Genomic DNA, 17,069 nt, shown 5'->3' with positions numbered 1-17,069 from the left:
TCAAGCTCAAGGCAAGGCCTGCTCAATGGACATGCCGTCGGCGTCAGGCGTCGACGCGGCGCGACGATCGGGCGCAGCACGCGCCGAACGCAAATTCGCGCCGCGCGCCAGATGCTTCCGCTGCGATATCAGCACATGGCGAGACCGATCGCCGCAGCACAAGCGGGCTGGCAAGGATTTCGCATGGCGATGATCGAGCTGTGACCGCGACGATGCGACGCTGCCGAAAATTTGGACGCCGAGCCACGCCGCGATCTCGCGAACACGAGAACCGTGGAGGCTTGAATGAACCAGCACGCCGTCGTCAGCAAATTCTCCCACGTCAAACCCGGTGACACCGAGTTCAAGGGCGGAGGTCTGCGCGACTTCTTCCTGTATCGCGATCTTGGCATCGCTGATGCCACCAGCGGGCAGGTGATCTGCCATCTGGTCAAGGCCAATCCCGACATGCCGCCGGAGCAGGGCACCGGCTGGCACAAGCATCTGTGCGATTTTCAGATCGTCATCATGACCAAGGGCTGGGCGCGCTTCATGTACGAGGACAAGGAGACGCTGGTCGAGGCCGGCGACGTCATCCACCAGCGTCCCGGCATCACCCATTATCTGTTCGATTACTCGAAGGACATGGAATACCTCGAGATCGTCAGCCCAGCCGATTTCAAGACCGTGGATGTGCCGCCGGCGACCGAGACCGTGCCGCCGATCACGCCGTGGAAATGATCGCGAGGAGGAATAGCAAATGTCGTCGGCGGAGGAATTAACTTATGTTGTCGGCCGCTGGCTGCGGCCGATCGTCATGCTTCTGTATGTGGTGCGCCGGCTCGGGCTAATGACCACATCTAGCCGTGAACAACGGAGTACATAGCTCAATCAGTGATTCGGACGCGGTTCGTTCTATCCGCGTTCCAAATCTTAAGGAACGGCGTCTGCGCGTCGCGTTTTGAAACAACGCGCGTGCATGATCCTGAAGAATCATGTGCGCAAGCGCCTCCTGATCGGCTCAGGCCATGCCCGGTTGCTTCTCGCGCGGCTTCCGCCAGGCAATGACGTTGGCTTCCAGCGCACCGCCTGTCGTGTCATTGCGCCACTGGCCGTTGACGAAGCGGCAGGCGAACGGCAGCTGATACGTCCCGCTGTGATCCTCACAAAGCACTTCCACGCGTTGTTCCGGCGAAGGTTCGCCATTGCCATCGAATTGCGCCAGCCGTTTTTCGCGCGTTGCCATGCGATCTGTCTCCACTGCCCAAGGTCGAGCCAAAAGGGGTCGAACCAAACAAAGTTCCGAAGGCCCCCGTCCCCACGAGTAGTCCCCGTAATAAGTGAAGCACACCGCTCGAATACGGTTTCAGTGTGGTATGTGTGCCGTGCTTTCAGCGTCGCGAGCACAAAACTGTGAATGACGCATTTGCTTGGGGATGCCGATGATCGCTCGTTTCGCTCCTGTTCTGCTGATACCGCTTGCGCTCGGCGCCGTTGGAACCGCGCATGCGCAGGACGTGCCCGGCATCGAGATCTGCACCGTCGAGAAGACGATGGAGCGGCGCACGAGCTGTCTGCAGAGCAATGTCGATTTCCTGCAGAAGACCATCACCAAGCTCACATCAGATCATCAGCAGAAGCTCGACGCCGCCAACCGGCAGATCGAAAGCCTGAAGAGTTCGGTCGCGGGCTTGCAGAAGCTCGTCACCGATCTGCAGGCGGCGCAGGTCAAGCTGACGGAGGATCCGAAGAAGAAAGCCGACGCGCCGCCGGCGAAGGATGCGGCGCCTGCGGCAAAGGACGGGACGAAGTAGCAAATCGTCATTGCGAGAAGCTCGCGACAAAATTGCGAAGCAATTTTGCGCTGAAGCGACGAAGCAATCCATCTCACCGCACGCGGCACTATGGATTGCTTCGCGGAGCCTGTCATCGGGCGCGCGTACGCGTGACCCGTTGGCTCGCAATGACGGTGGAAAGAGTCGGGCTCGTCACGCCACCCGATACTTCTCCATCACGTCGCGATCCGGTTCGTAGCCGAGCCCGGGGCCCTGCGGCACGGCGACATGGCCCTTGGCGTCGACATTGATGCGGTCGCCCCACAGGCAGGCGGGGCGCTTCATGAAGAACACCTCGATCAGGCCTTCGTCGCGGATCGCCATCAGATGCAGCGTGGCGAGGAAGCCCGGTCCGAAATAGGGCGAGTGTGGAATCACCTGGACGCCGAACTCGTCGGCGAGCACGGCCACGCGCAAAAATTCGGTGACGCCGCCGACCTTGATCACCGACGGCTGCGCGTGACTGACCGCGCCCGCGGTCATCATCTGGCGGAATTGGTGCACGGTGCAGGCGTTCTCGCCGGCCGCGATATCGAGCCGGCCCTCCCTGCGCACCTCCGCGAGCGTCGTAAAATCTTCCGGCGGCCAGACCGGCTCCTCCAGGAACATCGGCGCGGCCTGCTTGCAGTCGCGGGCGAATTGGATCGCCGCGGGCCCGTCCAGCGGACAGTTCATGTCGACCATCAGCGGCACGCCGGGGCCGATCGCCTCGCGTGCGGCCGTAACCGCAGGCACGGTGGTCTCGTGCAGCTTGATCGCGGAGTAACCGAGCTTGATCGCCTTCTTGCATTCGGTCGCGATGTGCGAGGGATTGCCGATCCGCATCAGGCTCGCATAGGCCGGGATCGTGCTGCGCTTGGCGCCGCCGATCAGTTGATGCAGCGGCACGTCCTTCACCTTGCCGGCGAGATCCCACAGCGCAATGTCGAGCGCCGAGATCGCAAACATCGTGATGCCGTAGCGGCCGAACAGATGCAAGTTGCGCTGGATCTGCTCCATCGCGGCGGGGATCCTGGCGGCATCGGGCACCTCGAGGCCGCGTGCCTGCGGCGCGATCATCTCGGTCACCGCCGTGCAGCTCGTCTTCGGGCAGACATAGGCGAAGGCATCGCCCCAGCCGGTCAGGCCGGCATCGGTCGACACCTCGACCAGCACCATGTCGAGCGCCGAAATCGCGGATGCTCCCTGGCGGAAGCTCGCGGGCCCGGCGTCATAGGGAATGCGGATGTGGTGGGCGCGGACGTCGGTGATTTTCATTGTTGTTGTCCTTCCGATCGCAGGATGTGCCTGGGATTCGTGATGGCCGGACATTTTAACCTGAGTACGACTAGCTCGCCTGCGGCGTCGCTTCGGCTTGTCTGGGTTCCGGCCGTTCCAAGTCCTGTTCCTGACAAGTCTTGCTTGCAAAAACCTTGCGCGTGAATCGTGTCGAAGGCGTGGATGCCCGGCGCAGGGCCGGGCATCATGAAGCCCAAAGTTGTGGAGGAAAGCCCTAGCTGCTCTTCTCGCCGCTCATGATCGGGCCGAACCGCTCCCAGCTCTCGCCCTTGAAGCGCATCATCTGCAACTGCTCGATCGGTGCGTAGTCGTCCGCTCCGGTCTTGATCTTGGTGCCGGGCAGATAGATGCCGATCTCGAAGTTGAGGCTGGCCGCCTGCTTCATCAGGTTCTCGCGAGTGAGATTGTCGCCGCATTGCCGCAACACCTGCTCCAGCCCCTTGGCGACGCCGTAGCCGAACACGGTCGCCGCATCGTCGAGGTCGCCTTCAGGATACCACTTGGCCATGAAGGCGCGCCATTCATTCATGGCGGGATCGTTCTTCCATTCGGCGTCCTTGGGGTCCTTGAGGTACTGCGTGGACAGCACGCCCTGGCTTGCCTCATAGCCGGCCGGATGCATCACGCCGCCGATCGAGGCCGAGACGTTGGTCAGGAACTGGACCGGATGCCAGTCCAGTTCGGCGACCTTCTTGATCGCCTGCGCCGCGAATTTCGGCGTTGCGATGTTGATGAAGATGTCGGGGTTGGCGCCCTTGATCTGCACGATCTGCGAATCCACCGTCGGCGAGGAGGTCTCGTAGGAGGATTCGACGATGATCAGTTTCTTGGCCTGATCGCCGAGCCCGTCATGCAGGCCGATAAGATAGTCCTTGCCGAAATCGTCGTTCTGGTAGAGCACGCCGATGGTCTTGCCGGGATAGTTCTGCAAAATGTATTTGGCATAGATGCGCGCCTCGACCTGATAGCTCGGTTGCCAGCCCATGGTCCACGGGAAGTTCTTCGGATCGTTCCACTTGGCGGCGCCGGTGGAGACGAACAGCTGCGGCACCTTCTTGGCGTTCATGTATTTCTGGATCGCCGTGTTGCCCGGGGTGCCCAGCGGATTGAAGATCAGGAGCACCTCGTCGCTCTCGACCAGCTTGCGGGCCTGCTCGACCATCTTCGGCGGGCTGTAGCCGTCGTCGTAGGAGATGAACTTGACCTTGCGGCCGTTGATGCCGCCTTCGCTGTTGAGCTTGTTGAAATAGGCGGTTTCGGTCTTGCCGATCGTGGCGTAGGAGGACGCCGGGCCCGAATAGGGCATGATGTTGCCGACCTTGATCTCGGTGTCGGTCGCACCCGGATCGTATTTCTTCTGCGCGTTGGCGGCGGTTGCGACAGCGATCGTCAAAAGGGCCGCAAGCGCCGCGGACTTGGCGCAGTTGGCATAGCTCGAGCGGTGGTGGTGCATCATGGTCCTCCCTGACATGCTGGCCGCGGCTCGTGCAGTCTTGATTTTCGGGCAGCTTGATGAGCCGTCGGATCGATGCGTCAGCGAGTATGCACGATTGCAACGGTGTTGCCAGCGACGGCTTTGCGGTAAAATTTCGCAGAGCGGAACCGCGGTTTCGTCGCGCGCAGCAAGGACTGTCAAATGCCGCGCGTCGCAGCCGTGCATGATGCCGGAGCTTTGCAGGAGAGCCGTCGTCCATGAATCCAGCCCAGAAAGCGCTCTGGTACATCGAGGGCCACCTCCACAGGTCGCTGACGCTCGACGACATCGCTCTGGTCGCCGGGGTCTCGCGCTTCCATCTGGTGCGGGCGTTCGCGGAGGCGACCGGGTTCTCGGTGATGCGCTATTTGCGGGCGCGCCGCCTCAGCGAGGCTGCGCGCGAGCTCGCGGCCGGTGCGCCCGATATTCTCACGCTCGCGCTGGATGCGGATTATGGCTCCCACGAAGCATTCACCCGCGCGTTCCGCGACCATTTCGGCGTCACGCCGGAGACCGTGCGCGCAACGACGTGCCTGACCAAGCTCAAGCTCCAGGAGCCGATCTCCATGATCTCGACCGCTCTCGATCACATCGATCCGCCGCGCATTGCGACCGGCAGGGCCTTTCTCGTCGCCGGCATCGGCGAGCGCTACAACCACGCCAATGACAGCACCGCCGGCATTCCGAACCAGTGGAGTGGCTTCCACCAGCAATGCGCGCACATTCCCCGCCAGGTCGGCGATGTCGCCTATGGCGTCTGCTGCAACGGCGACGATGCCGGCAATTTCGACTACATCGCCGGTGTCGAGGTCGCCGATTTCTCCGACCTGCCGCGCGAGTTCGCGCGCGTCCGGATCCCGGCGCAGAAATACGTGGTGTTCACCCACACCGACCACATCTCCACCATCCGCCGCACCGTCAACACGATCTGGAATCGCTGGCTGCCGCAATCCGGCATGAAGGTCGCGGACGCGCCGAACTTCGAGCGCTACGACGAGAAGTTCGACGCGACGACCGGCAATGGCGGGCTGGAGATCTGGGTGCCGGTGGAGGGGTAGTCGCGCTCGGACAAGTCATGTCGCGAGAATGCGAAGCTGTGTTCACACTACAACCGTCATCGCCCGGCTCAATGCGCGGGTGATGGCACCCGCCATTTGATGGCTTGAATTGCGCCACACACTCACTGTCGTCCTGGCGAAAGCCAGGACCCATTACCCCATGTGTCGGTTGTCGTGCGACGCTGGGGCCATCTCCCGTTCGCAAGCAAACTCGGTGGCTGTGGGTCCTGGCTTTCGCCAGGACGACACCGTCTTTGGTGCTCGCAGGTGCCTAGATCAGTGCGACCTTGCCAGGCAGAACGCGACGACCTCTTCCAGCGCCGTCTTCATCGGCGAGGGCGGGAACAGGGCCAGTGCGTCGACCGCCATCGCGCCGTAGTGCTGGGCGCGGCTGATGGTGTCTTCCAGGGCGCGGTGCTTGGTCATCAGCCCGATCGCGTGATCGAGATCGGCCGCACCGATCTCGCCGCGCTCGAGCGCGCGGATCCAGAACTTGCGCTCGGTATCATTGCCGCGGCGGAAGGCGAGCACCACGGGAAGCGTGATCTTGCCCTCGCGGAAATCATCGCCGACATTCTTACCGAGTTTTGCGGATTTGCCGCCATAGTCGAGCACGTCGTCGACGAGCTGGAAGGCGATGCCGAGATTCATGCCGACCGAGCGGCACGCGGTCTGCTCGGCCTTGGGCCGGTTGGCGATCACGGGGCCGACCTCGCAGGCGGCTGCGAACAGCTCCGCCGTCTTGCCCCTGATCACGGCGAGATATTCGTCCTCGGTGGTCGCGGTGTTCTTGGCGGCGGCGAGCTGCATCACCTCGCCCTCGGCGATGGTGGCGGCGGCCGCAGACAGGATATCGAGCGCGCGCAGCGAGCCGACCTCGACCATCATCCGGAACGCCTGGCCGAGCAGGAAGTCGCCGACCAGCACGCTGGCCTCGTTGCCCCACAGCATGCGTGCGGACAATTTGCCGCGGCGCAGCTCGCTCTCGTCGACCACGTCGTCATGCAGCAGGGTCGCGGTGTGCATGAACTCGACCGCGGCGGCGAGCTTGATATGGCCGTCGCCTGTGTAGTCGGCGAGCTGGGCCATTGCCAGGGTCAGCATCGGGCGCAACCGCTTGCCCCCGGAGGAGATCAGGTGGTTGGCGACCTCGGGGATCATGGTGACCTCGGAGCCGGTCCGCGAGATGATCGTCGCGTTGACGCGCTCCATGTCGGCGGCGACCAGTCCCACCAGCCCGTCGATCGAAGCATTGGACGGGCTTTCGAAGGGTACAATAACCGCCACGCTGGTCTCCAATTTTGCCGAATACGCATTATGCTCAGCTATAACAATAGAAACTGCGCGGTGCAGCGGCAAGGCCTCGAAGTTGTTGACATGTGAGGCATTCGCTGCACTGCCGGGGCGACAGGAGAGCGTATTTTGCGGGAATTGGTACGGACCAATGACATTGTGCTGGTCTCCGCCGTCGGCGCGCTGCTCGACAGCGCTAACATCCATCATCTGGTGCTGGACCAGAACATGAGCGTCGTCGAGGGGTCGCTCGGCATGCTGCCGCGGCGGATCCTGGTGCATGAGGACGACAACCACGAGGCCCGCCAGCTGCTGACCGATGCCGGACTCGGCCACGAATTGCGCGCCGATGACTAGAGCGTTTTCAAGCCAAGTGGACCCCGGTTCGCGTGAAGAAAACGCGTCAAAAAGGGAGTCTCCGGCCGCCGAGATCACCGAAGATGGATTCCTCGGTGGGCAATTGCGCCTGCGGCAGCCCAAGAGCGGCCACCGCGCCGGCCATGATGCGATCCTGCTGGCCGCGGCGACGCCGGCTCGATCGGGCGACCGCGTCGTCGATCTCGGCTCCGGCGTCGGCGCGGCCGGGCTTTCGGTGGCGCGGCGGGTGAGCGGGGTCGATCTCCTCCTGGTCGAAATCGACCCTGCCTTGGCCGAGCTCGCCCGGAATAATGCCGGCGCCAACGCGATCATGGCCGAGGTGATCGTGCTCGATGTCGAGGCCGGCGCATCCGCGTTCGACGACGCCGGCCTTACGCCCGACAGTGCCGACGTCGTGCTGATGAACCCGCCGTTCAATGATCCCAGCCGGCATCGCGCCTCGCCGGACGGCGTGCGCGAGCGTGCCCACGTCGCGACCGCGACCACGCTCGCGGCCTGGGTTCACGCCGCGCGGCGGATTCTCAAGTCGAACGGCCAGCTTGCGTTGATCTGGCGGGCCGACGGGATCGCTGACGTGCTGGCCGCGCTGGAGCGCGGCTTCGGCAGTCTCGAGATCCTGCCGGTTCACGGCGAGTCGACGGCGCCGGCGATTCGAATCCTGGTGCGCGCCACCAAGGGCGGCCGGGCGCCGACGCGGTTGCATGCCGCGCTGCTGCTCAATGAAGAGTCAGGTGTGCCCAATAAATGGGTACAGGAGATTTTGGCTGGGAAGGGAGAATTGCCGCTGGCGCGGCGCTGACGGGCAAGCGCTGCCCGCCGTCACTGGCACCAAATCACTGCGAAGCCGTTTCCGACTGGCGCTCCGGCCTCGACGTGAAGCGGATCGCCGTCAGAAGTGTACCGATCAGCAAAATCAGCAGATAGATCTTCATGAGTCCCTCTCCGCCGCGAATTGCAACCCCAATGACAAAGCCCCAATGGCAAAATGCAAAACGCGTTCCACGGAATCCAATGACAGTGGCGTGATAAAAAGTGGTTAATTCGAGGTAACGGCATGAGTGAACAAATAAGTGATCGCCAGGGACATTCCGGAGCAGATTCCGGAGGACGTTCGGGAGTGCTCGATCGCGTGCAGGGAATGCTGCCGATGCGCTTCCGGCGTGGCGCGGCGGTCGTGCCAGTCGTGCGGTTGTCAGGCGTGATCGGTGCGGTGACGCCGCTGCGGCCGGGCATGACGCTCTCGGGTGTCGCCAAGATGCTGGAGCGCGCCTTTGGCACGCGTAATGCCAAGGCGGTGGCGCTGGTGATCAATTCGCCGGGCGGTTCGCCGGTGCAGTCGCGCCAGATCTATCTGCGCATCCGGCAGCTGGCGTCCGAGAAGAAGCTGCCGGTGCTGGTGTTCGTCGAGGACGTCGCGGCCTCCGGCGGCTACATGATCGCCTGCGCCGGTGACGAGATCTATTGCGATCCGTCCTCGATCCTCGGCTCGATCGGCGTGGTCGGCGGCAGCTTCGGCCTGGAGGGGCTGATCAAGAAGATCGGGGTCGAGCGCAGGCTCTATACGGCGGGCAGCCACAAGGCGATGCTCGATCCGTTCCTCCCCGAAAACCCCGACGACGTCGCCCGCCTGAAATCGATCCAGCGCGAGATCCACGCGATCTTCATTGCGCTGGTGAAGCAGAGCCGCGGCAGCCGCCTGAAGGGCGCCGACGACGTGCTGTTCACCGGCGAGTACTGGGCGGGCGAGACCGCGATCGGGCTCGGGCTGGCCGACAGCATCGGCGATCTCCGCTCCACGCTGCGGGCCCGCTATGGCGAGAAGGTGCTGACCCCGGTGATCGCGCCCGCGAGCGGGATGCTGTCCGGCCTGCTCGGCCGGCGGGCGGCGGGGGCGGGATCGCTGGCGACACTGGATGGACTGGCGGGCCTGCCGGACGATCTGATCTCGGCGCTGGAAACACGGGCGATTTGGGCCCGATTCGGGCTCTGAACACGGGGATGTGAGCGCGCCATTTAGCCCTAAAAGCGCGATTGCGGCGCAGGCCGCCTTGCGCGAGAATAGCGCCATTGGGGGCCTGACAGACGTGAACGACAAGGATCGACCGATGCCGCCGCTGATTGCATTCGCAGGCGTCCTGGGTGGCTTGACCGTGGTCCGCTGGGCTTACAAGACGGCCGTCCGGATCAACCAGGAACTGGAAGAGGCGCGATTGTCCCGCGTGGCCGAGGCCGCGCGCGCGAGCGAAATCAAGACCCTGCGCCGCGACCCCGTGACCGGGGCCTATCGCCCGGGCTAGGGCTCGTTCTCACTCCGGGGCGATGCGCCAGCATCGAACCTCAGATGCGCAATTGCGCATCTGAGAATCTCGAGATTCCGGGTCTGGTCCTTCGGACCATCCCGGAATGACACCAAACATCCCCCATCGCCTTGATTCCATTGGCTGCCGCCGATACGGTCCCGCGCGCTTCAAACCCCCTCGCGAGACCTGTACTGACGATGGACGCCCTGCCTGACCACATGCGCCCGGAACGTTCGTTCCAGGGCTTCATCCTGGCTCTCCAGCGGTTCTGGGCCGAGCAGGGTTGCGTCATCCTGCAACCCTACGACATGGAAATGGGCGCCGGCACTTTCCATCCCGCCACCACGCTGCGCGCGCTGGGGCCGAAGCCGTGGAACGCGGCCTATGTGCAGCCCTCGCGGCGGCCCAAGGACGGCCGCTACGGCGAAAACCCCAACCGGCTGCAGCACTACTACCAGTTCCAGGTGATCATGAAGCCGTCGCCGCCGAATCTTCAGGAGCTGTACCTGAAGTCGCTGGCCGCGATCGGCATCGATTCGGCCATCCACGACATCCGCTTCGTCGAGGACGATTGGGAGAGCCCGACGCTCGGCGCCTGGGGCTTGGGATGGGAATGCTGGTGCGACGGCATGGAGGTCAGCCAGTTCACCTACTTCCAGCAGGTCGCCGGCGTCGAATGCGCGCCGGTTGCAGGCGAGCTCACCTACGGCCTGGAGCGCCTCGCGATGTATGTGCAGGGCGTCGACCGGGTCTACGACCTCAACTTCAACGGCCGCGAGGGCGCCGAGAAGGTCACCTATGGCGACGTCTTCCTGCAGGCCGAGCAGGAATATTCGCGGCACAATTTCGAGCATGCCGACACCGCGATGCTGTTCGAGCAGTTCAGGATGGCCGAGGACGCCTGCCGCAAATATCTCGCCGCCGGCTGGCAAGAATCTAGGAGCCCGGGGGGCAATCAAAAGGAACATCTGATGGCCTTGCCGGCCTACGACCAGTGCATCAAGGCGAGCCACGTGTTCAACCTGCTCGACGCCCGCGGCGTCATCTCGGTGACGGAGCGGCAGAGCTATATCGGGCGCGTGCGCGACCTGGCGAAGGCCTGCGGCGAGGCATGGATCCACACTGAAACGGGCAGGGCGGTCTGATGCCCGATCTTCTCCTCGAACTGTTCTCCGAAGAAATTCCCGCGCGCATGCAGGCGAAGGCGGCGGACGATCTGCGCCGCTTGGTGACCGACAAGCTCGTCGCCGAAGGCCTGGTCTATGAGGGCGCCAAAGCGTTCGCGACCCCGCGCCGCCTTGCGCTCACCGTGCACGGCATTCCCGCACGCCAGCCGGACCTGAAGACCGAACGTCGCGGCCCGAAGATCGGCGCCCCTGACGCGGCGGTGCAGGGCTTTCTGAAAGCGACCGGTCTCAAGTCGCTGGATGAAGCAAAGATCCAGAAAGATGCGAAGGGCGACTTCTACATCGCGCTGATCGAAAAGCCGGGCAGCGCTGCGATCGACGTCATCGCCGAAATCCTGCCGGTCATCATCCGCACCTTCCCCTGGCCGAAGTCGATGCGCTGGGGCGCGCGCTCGGCCAAGTCGGGCTCGCTGACCTGGGTGCGCCCGCTGCACGCCATCACCGCGACCTTCGGTCTGGAGACCGAGGAGCCTGATATCGTCAAGTTCTCGGTCGACGGCATCGAGGCCGGGCAGACCACCTACGGCCATCGCTTCATGGCACCGGGCGCGATCTCCGTTCGCCGCTTCGAGGATTACGAAGCCAAGCTGAAAGCGGCCAAGGTCATCCTCGACCCGCAGGCGCGCAAGGACATCATCCTCGAGGACGCCAAGGAGCTGGCGTTCGCGCAGGGCCTCGAACTGGTCGAGGACCAGGTGCTGGTCGACGAGGTCTCCGGCCTCGTCGAATGGCCTGTGGTGATGATGGGATCGTTCGAGAAGGAATTCTTGTCGATCCCGGATGAGGTGATCCGCGCCACCATCCGCAACAACCAGAAGTGCTTCGTGGTCAGGGATCCCAAGACGGGCAAGCTGACCAACAAGTTCGTGCTCACAGCCAACATCGAAGCGCCCGATGGCGGCAAGACCATCGTCGCCGGCAACGAGCGCGTGATCCGGCCGCGGCTGAGCGATGCGAAATTCTTCTACGAGACTGATCTGAAGACCAAGCTCGAGGACCGGCTGCCGAAGTTCGAGCAGATCGTGTTCCACGAGAAGCTCGGCACCCAGGCCGCGCGGATCAAGCGGATCGAGCGTCTCGCCGCCGAGATCGCGCCGCTGGTCGGCGCCGACGTCGAAAGGACCAAGCGCGCCGCGCGCCTTGCCAAGGCGGATTTGCTGACCGAGGTCGTCGGCGAATTCCCCGAGTTGCAGGGCCTGATGGGCAAGTATTACGCGCTGGCGCAGGGCGAGGATGCGTCCGTCGCCGCGGCGAGCGAAGAGCACTGGAAGCCGCAGGGGCCGACCGATCGCGTGCCGACCGATCCGGTGAGCGTCGCGGTCGCGCTGGCGGACAAGCTCGATACGCTAGTCAGCTTTTGGGCAATCCTTGAAGAACCGTCCAGTTCGAAAGATCCGTTCGCGCTACGGCGAGCTGCGCTAGGCATTATTCGCATAATCGAGTCAGGTATACGGCTGAAGCTTGAGTCAGTATTTCTTGATCATCTCGGGAAGACGGTTAGGTATGAGACTGCGATTACTCCTGCGGGCAACGCAGTTGAGATCGTTATGATGTATCAGAACTTTGAGATGATCCGCGCGCACAAGGCAATTGATCGACCCATAACGGATGAAAAGATTTCCGCGAAGATCGCCGAATGCCAAATCGACTTCCGTAAGATTCTGGAAAATCGATCTAGTAGGCTCCTCACTTTCTTCGCGGAACGCCTGAAGGGCCAACTCCGCGAGCAGGGTGCGCGTCACGATCTCGTTGATGCGGTATTCGCACTTGGGGACCAAGATGATTTGTTTCTTGTCGTCCATCGTATCGCGGCGCTGAGCAAATTCCTTGAGACCGACGACGGTAGAAACCTGCTCGCAGGTACCAAGCGCGCGAACAATATTCTTGCCATTGAAGAAAAGAAGGACCAACGGAAATTCGACGGCGCTCCCGACCGCGCGCTTTATAGGCTGGAGGAGGAGGCTACGCTCGCATTTGAAATCGCTAGAGCCAAGCAAAGCACTGTCCGTGCCATCCAGGCTGAAGACTTTGAAGGTCTAATGACACATTTGGCGAGGCTGCGTCCGGCGGTCGACGCGTTCTTCGACAAGGTCAAGGTCAACGACGACGACCCGAAGGTGCGCGAAAACCGCCTGAAGCTGCTCAACGAGATCCGCGCCGCGACGCGTGCAGTGGCGGATTTCTCCAGGATCGAAGGCTGACCGATGGACCGCGCAACGCTCGCCGCTTACGACAAGGAGGCGGCGGCGTTTGCGCAGGACTGGCACGAGCAGCCGGCGCCAACCGATCTGCAGGAGATCGTCGGGCAATTCTTCATCAAGGGTGGCGCAACCGCCGATATCGGCTGCGGCAGTGGCCGCGAGGTAGCGTGGCTCAATGCCAATGGCTTTCCGGCCGAAGGCTATGACGCCTCCGAGGGCCTGCTCGCGGAAGCCCGCGCCCGCTATCCGGCGCTGCGCTTTGCGCGCGCCGAGCTGCCGGAACTCTCAGGGATCGCGGCCAACAGCTTCGACAATGTGCTGTGCGAGACCGTGATCATGCACCTCGATCCCGCGTGTCCGTAGCGGGTGAAGATGTCGTGTTTTTGTAGCTCGTGATCTGTCGCCTTCGTTTTGGAGTTTTAGGCGCCCCCGGAAGGCGTGGACGGGTGCGCCGAGTTTGTCATGCCATGGATAGAGGGGTCTGGTCAGCCCTGCGGGTCGGTTTCTTTGTTCGATTTGAAGCCCGTTTCTCCGTCCCGACCCGCGCTTTCTCGACGGCGGCGCGCGCAGGAGCGGTCAAGGACGCGCGCTTGCGCGCCCGCCAGGGCTTGTCCTTGACGGCTCCGAGCACGCTGCCAGGCTGAGGCGCGTCGGGGCTGAGCTGCTGTCCGTCAGGCGCAAACCTTGCCAATCGATGCGGGCCAAAGAACACGCTGAGGGTGCCATCGGGATACTCATGCACTCGCACCAAGGCCCTGACGAAGTGAGGCCTGAGCCGGCTCTGCGGCAGCTGCAGCCGCCGACCGTTCCATGCAACGGTATTGTCGTTGGCGACGGTTCGCTCCTCGATCACGCACAGCGCCTCGCGCCAGGCCTCGTGGCGGTCGGCCACGAAGGCGGTGCCTTGCTGTTCGGCCTTGATCGCAAATGCGGCGTTGTGCTCGGCGATGTAATGCGCCTTCAACCACGCATTGGCGGCTTCGACCGTCCTGATCCCGGCGAGCCGCAGCTCCTTTGGCAGGCGGTCCTGCAGCGTACCAAACAGCCGCTCGGAGCGCCCGCGCGCCTGCGGCGAATAGGCCGCAATATGCTCGATCCCAAGATGCGATAAAGCCCGTCCCACCTGGGTTTGTTGCGTCTTCGAGACCTTCTCGCCAGCTTTTGGGGTAAGGAAATAATGGCTGCCGCGATCGGTGTAGAGCGCACAGAACAAGCCACGCTCGCCAATCACTTCGCGCAAGGCCTGGAACGTCGAGGTCGTGCCTTCTTCCTCGACCAGCAGCATCGAGTAGACCTCACTGGTCGCATCGTCCATCGTCACGATCAGGTCCATCGCCGGCAGATCCTCGATCCAGACGTGGCGCGACCCGTCCTGGTGCAACAGCATCCCCGGCAGCGGCCGGCGTGGGCGCTTCTTGCGGTGCGCCGAACGCTTCGGCGCCTTCCGTACCAGGCCCGCCGCCTGCAGGGCGAGCTTCGTCACCGTATAGCCCAGCATATAGTCATGCCGCTTTTGCAGCTGCTCGTGGAAGTGCTTCACCGTGAAGTCCGCGTACTTGTCCCGGAACAGTCCCAGCATCCGCTCCAGTTCTTCCTCTGGAGCCCGCCGCGGCGATCGCCGTCCCATGCGTCGGTCGACCAGCCCCTCATCGCCCTCCGCCTCATAACGCTCCGCCCAGCGTTGGAAGGTCCGAACACTGATCCCGAGAACCTCCGCAGCAGCCTCCTGCGTCAGTTCCCTCGCCTCCGTCCGTTCCAGCAAATCTGAAAACCGCATCCGTCGTACACCCTCGTGAATGGATGCCGTGCCCATCGTGCCCCCCTCGTTCCGGGGCACCGAAAACACGACACTTCACGAGCTACAAACAGGCGACAGATCACGAGCTACTGACAGCACCTCGATCCCGCGTTGATCGCGCCGTCGGTGCGCCGCATGTTCGAACTCGTGAAGCCGGGCGGCGTGCTCTATCTGAGCTGGCGCGTCACGGCGGGTGACAATACGCGCGATGCGCACGGCCGGCTCTATGCGGCCTTCGATGCCGCGCAGGTGCGGGCTGAATTGGCGTCGGCCGAATTGCTGCTCGACGCGGAGGTCGTCAGCGCCTCGTCCGGCAAGGTCATTCACCGCATCGTGGCGCGCAAACGCGGCTGATCGGGCTGCCGGAAATATTTGGACACAATTTGCAATTTGTTAACCATGCCCTGCGAAGGTCGCACCGGGTCAACGATTTCTTAAGAAATCGCCCTTTGCGCCAATGCAGGGACCTCCCCGATGACCTCGATCGGCACCACGCCCAATCCCTACGCCCAATTTGGTTCGGCCTATGCACGGGCCGCCGCGACGCCGTCGCTGGCGGCGACCTTGTCGGGCGACGGCACGGCCGGCGATCTCTCGGCGTCCTCGACGTCTACGGCTGCGACCAACCTCACGTTGTCGGACGCCGCCCGCGCGCAGCTCGCCAAAACGCCGCTGCCGGATTTCGCGACCGTCACCAGCGACGTGCGCGTCACGCTCGACCGGCTCTACACGGTCGCCGGCGTGACGAAGCCTATCGTCGACGGCAAGACCACGATTGATCTCTCGACACTTGATCGCCGGTCGCTGTTTGCGATCTCGACCAACAATGGCGGCAAGTTCACGCCGGACGAGCAGGCGGTTGCCGCCACCGAACTGAAGCAGCGCTTCGACACGGCCTTGGCACCGTCGCTTGCGACCACGCGCCTGACCGGCGACTACAGCGTCAGCTACAAGGCGGCGCTCGACTATCTCGATGGCGCCAGCGACGAGGAGAAGGCGACCGCGACCTGGGCCAGCCAGCGCGCCGCGGTGCTGAAGGGCTATCAGGCGACGCAGCAGGATCCGAACACGGTGCCGACAGGGATTTCCGGAGACCCGATCGCGTCTGCGCTGGCGGGAACCACATCGCCCACGACCGGTAATACGCGCGACTTCTCTAGCGTGGCGAGCGACGTGCGCGCCTTCCTGGATCGGCAGAAGAGCGAGGCGGCGAAGAGCGGCAAGGAACTGGTCTATGATGCCAGGCGCAAGACCGGGCAGCTCGCCGACCTGTCCTCGCTCGACAACCGCTCGCTGTCGGCGATCTCGCTGAACCAGGACAAGAAATTTTCAGGCGAGGAGGTCTTCGCGGCCAAGCAGGAGCTCAGCACGCGGACGCGCCTTGCGGTGCTCGACGCATTGAAGCAGAGCCAGTCCGCCGGCGATCCGCGCCAGTTCTCGCTCGGCATCCTCAAGCAGTATTCCTCGATGAGTGCGGAGGAGCGGCAGGCGACCAACTGGACGCAGGATTTCCAGGACGCCGCGATCAAGAGCTACAAGTCGACCTCGACGCTGCTCTCGATCCTGAAGTCGTAGGGGCCGCAGAGCACAACAGAAAAGCCCCGCCTGGAGGGGAGGCCAGGCGGGGCTTTCTGGTCCGGTCGATCTTCGCGCACATCCGCTTGCGCGGCGCCCGGACTGTTCGTTCAGGCTATCGCGCTGGAAATGCTCTAGTCGACCACCTGAACGATCCGTCGCGAACGCGGCTCGACCAGGACGGTCTCACCATTCACGACGGTGTAACGATAGGGCGTCGCGCCGAACCGTTGCGGCACGTCGTAATAGGTCACGCCGGCATCCGGCAGCACGGTGCCGACCACGACGCGATCCGGAATGGTGTAGTCCGGTACGCGCTCGCGCACGATGTACTCACGGAACGCCGGCCGCTGTTCGGCCGCGATTCCTCCATCCTCCTCGACTGCGACCGGAGGACCACCGCGGACGATGCCGACGGTCTGGGCCTGTGCGGCAACAGCGGGCACCGTGATCGCGGCAGCAACCGCTGCAACGGTAAGAAATCTGTTTCGCATGGCTCGCTCCATTCTTTATGGCGCGCGCCGGCCTTCGCCGATGCGCACGTCGGGCCAATGCATCGGCCGCGGTGATGTTCCGGAAAAACCGCCGTCATATACGCGGCAATTTGGAGCAATTTTCATGAGTTGCGGGAACTCTCGGGCCGTGCGGGCGTCTTGATGTGGGAACCTCCTCAGCGGATAAACTGCCGCTCGATTCGCACCTCCAAAAACTGC

The 17,069-nt window shown here is 63.4% G+C and carries 19 protein-coding genes; 12 read left to right on the top strand and 7 right to left on the bottom strand.

The window, feature by feature from the left end; translation table 11 throughout:
* Positions 1-6 precede the first annotated feature (6 nt).
* Complete coding sequence (locus tag ACVILL_RS02695) at positions 7-297, bottom strand: hypothetical protein (RefSeq protein WP_456727725.1); 291 nt, start codon at positions 295-297, stop codon at positions 7-9.
* Between ACVILL_RS02695 and ACVILL_RS02690 the strand changes: the two genes are divergently transcribed.
* A complete protein-coding gene (locus ACVILL_RS02690; protein WP_016848368.1) occupies positions 286-720 on the top strand; it encodes a cupin domain-containing protein in 435 nt (144 codons plus the stop codon). The two genes, ACVILL_RS02695 and ACVILL_RS02690, sit on opposite strands and share 12 nt — an antisense overlap.
* Before the next feature lie 280 nt (positions 721-1,000).
* Here ACVILL_RS02690 and ACVILL_RS02685 read toward each other — a convergent pair whose 3' ends face one another.
* Positions 1,001-1,225 (bottom strand): hypothetical protein, encoded by a 225-nt coding sequence (locus ACVILL_RS02685; protein WP_456727724.1) that lies wholly within the window; start codon positions 1,223-1,225, stop codon positions 1,001-1,003.
* A 196-nt stretch (positions 1,226-1,421) separates the two neighbouring features.
* Here ACVILL_RS02685 and ACVILL_RS02680 point away from each other — a divergent pair, with 196 nt between their 5' ends.
* Positions 1,422-1,793, top strand: a complete 372-nt coding sequence (locus tag ACVILL_RS02680) for a hypothetical protein (protein ID WP_456727723.1) — start codon at positions 1,422-1,424, stop codon at positions 1,791-1,793.
* Between the two features lie 174 nt (positions 1,794-1,967).
* Here ACVILL_RS02680 and ACVILL_RS02675 read toward each other — a convergent pair whose 3' ends face one another.
* Both ACVILL_RS02675 and ACVILL_RS02670 read right to left on the bottom strand, forming a co-directional pair.
* Positions 1,968-3,071, bottom strand: coding sequence for a mandelate racemase/muconate lactonizing enzyme family protein (locus ACVILL_RS02675; protein WP_456727722.1), 1,104 nt, complete (start codon positions 3,069-3,071; stop codon positions 1,968-1,970).
* Between the two features lie 235 nt (positions 3,072-3,306).
* On the bottom strand, positions 3,307-4,548 hold the full coding sequence (locus ACVILL_RS02670) for an ABC transporter substrate-binding protein (RefSeq protein WP_456734152.1): 1,242 nt from the start codon (positions 4,546-4,548) through the stop codon (positions 3,307-3,309).
* A gap of 236 nt (positions 4,549-4,784) precedes the next feature.
* On the opposite strand from ACVILL_RS02670, the gene ACVILL_RS02665 reads away from it, so the two are divergent.
* Entirely contained in the window at positions 4,785-5,624 is an 840-nt protein-coding gene (locus tag ACVILL_RS02665; RefSeq protein WP_456727721.1) for an AraC family transcriptional regulator, read from the top strand.
* A gap of 276 nt (positions 5,625-5,900) precedes the next feature.
* On the opposite strand, the gene ACVILL_RS02660 is transcribed toward ACVILL_RS02665, so the two are convergent.
* Positions 5,901-6,911 (bottom strand): polyprenyl synthetase family protein, encoded by a 1,011-nt coding sequence (locus ACVILL_RS02660; protein WP_456727720.1) that lies wholly within the window; start codon positions 6,909-6,911, stop codon positions 5,901-5,903.
* A 135-nt stretch (positions 6,912-7,046) separates the two neighbouring features.
* Here ACVILL_RS02660 and ACVILL_RS02655 point away from each other — a divergent pair, with 135 nt between their 5' ends.
* The 7 genes from ACVILL_RS02655 (at position 7,047) to ACVILL_RS02625 (ending at position 13,346) form a co-directional block, all read left to right on the top strand.
* Positions 7,047-7,274, top strand: a complete 228-nt coding sequence (locus ACVILL_RS02655; RefSeq protein ID WP_456727719.1) for a putative signal transducing protein — start codon at positions 7,047-7,049, stop codon at positions 7,272-7,274.
* Positions 7,237-8,094 (top strand): tRNA1(Val) (adenine(37)-N6)-methyltransferase, encoded by an 858-nt coding sequence (locus ACVILL_RS02650; protein WP_456727718.1) that lies wholly within the window; start codon positions 7,237-7,239, stop codon positions 8,092-8,094. Before ACVILL_RS02655 ends, ACVILL_RS02650 begins: the two co-directional genes overlap by 38 nt.
* A 255-nt stretch (positions 8,095-8,349) precedes the next feature.
* Entirely contained in the window at positions 8,350-9,285 is a 936-nt protein-coding gene (locus ACVILL_RS02645; protein WP_456727717.1) for a S49 family peptidase, read from the top strand.
* A gap of 115 nt (positions 9,286-9,400) precedes the next feature.
* Positions 9,401-9,592 carry a hypothetical protein gene (locus ACVILL_RS02640; RefSeq protein ID WP_456727716.1) on the top strand — a complete coding sequence of 64 codons (192 nt, stop codon included), beginning with the start codon at positions 9,401-9,403 and terminating at the stop codon, positions 9,590-9,592.
* Positions 9,593-9,792: 200 nt separating this feature from the next.
* Complete coding sequence (locus tag ACVILL_RS02635) at positions 9,793-10,740, top strand: glycine--tRNA ligase subunit alpha (RefSeq protein ID WP_456727715.1); 948 nt, start codon at positions 9,793-9,795, stop codon at positions 10,738-10,740.
* A complete protein-coding gene (gene glyS, locus ACVILL_RS02630) occupies positions 10,740-12,983 on the top strand; it encodes a glycine--tRNA ligase subunit beta (protein ID WP_456727714.1) in 2,244 nt (747 codons plus the stop codon). The genes ACVILL_RS02635 and glyS overlap by 1 nt, the downstream gene beginning before the upstream one ends.
* A gap of 3 nt (positions 12,984-12,986) precedes the next feature.
* Positions 12,987-13,346, top strand: a complete 360-nt coding sequence (locus tag ACVILL_RS02625; protein WP_456727713.1) for a class I SAM-dependent methyltransferase — start codon at positions 12,987-12,989, stop codon at positions 13,344-13,346.
* Positions 13,347-13,443: 97 nt separating this feature from the next.
* Here the strand turns inward: ACVILL_RS02625 and ACVILL_RS02620 are convergent, their stop codons facing one another.
* Positions 13,444-14,760 (bottom strand): ISNCY family transposase, encoded by a 1,317-nt coding sequence (locus ACVILL_RS02620; RefSeq protein WP_456727712.1) that lies wholly within the window; start codon positions 14,758-14,760, stop codon positions 13,444-13,446.
* A 156-nt stretch (positions 14,761-14,916) separates the two neighbouring features.
* On the opposite strand from ACVILL_RS02620, the gene ACVILL_RS02615 reads away from it, so the two are divergent.
* Complete coding sequence (locus tag ACVILL_RS02615) at positions 14,917-15,135, top strand: hypothetical protein (RefSeq protein WP_456727711.1); 219 nt, start codon at positions 14,917-14,919, stop codon at positions 15,133-15,135.
* 120 nt (positions 15,136-15,255) lie between these two features.
* Positions 15,256-16,356, top strand: a complete 1,101-nt coding sequence (locus ACVILL_RS02610) for a hypothetical protein (protein WP_456727710.1) — start codon at positions 15,256-15,258, stop codon at positions 16,354-16,356.
* Positions 16,357-16,490: 134 nt separating this feature from the next.
* On the opposite strand, the gene ACVILL_RS02605 is transcribed toward ACVILL_RS02610, so the two are convergent.
* Positions 16,491-16,850 carry a DUF1236 domain-containing protein gene (locus ACVILL_RS02605; RefSeq protein WP_456727709.1) on the bottom strand — a complete coding sequence of 120 codons (360 nt, stop codon included), beginning with the start codon at positions 16,848-16,850 and terminating at the stop codon, positions 16,491-16,493.
* Positions 16,851-17,069: the final 219 nt, after the last annotated feature.

Source organism: Bradyrhizobium sp. USDA 3364 (assembly GCF_054056355.1).
This window is presented reverse-complemented; position numbering and strand designations above follow the sequence as displayed.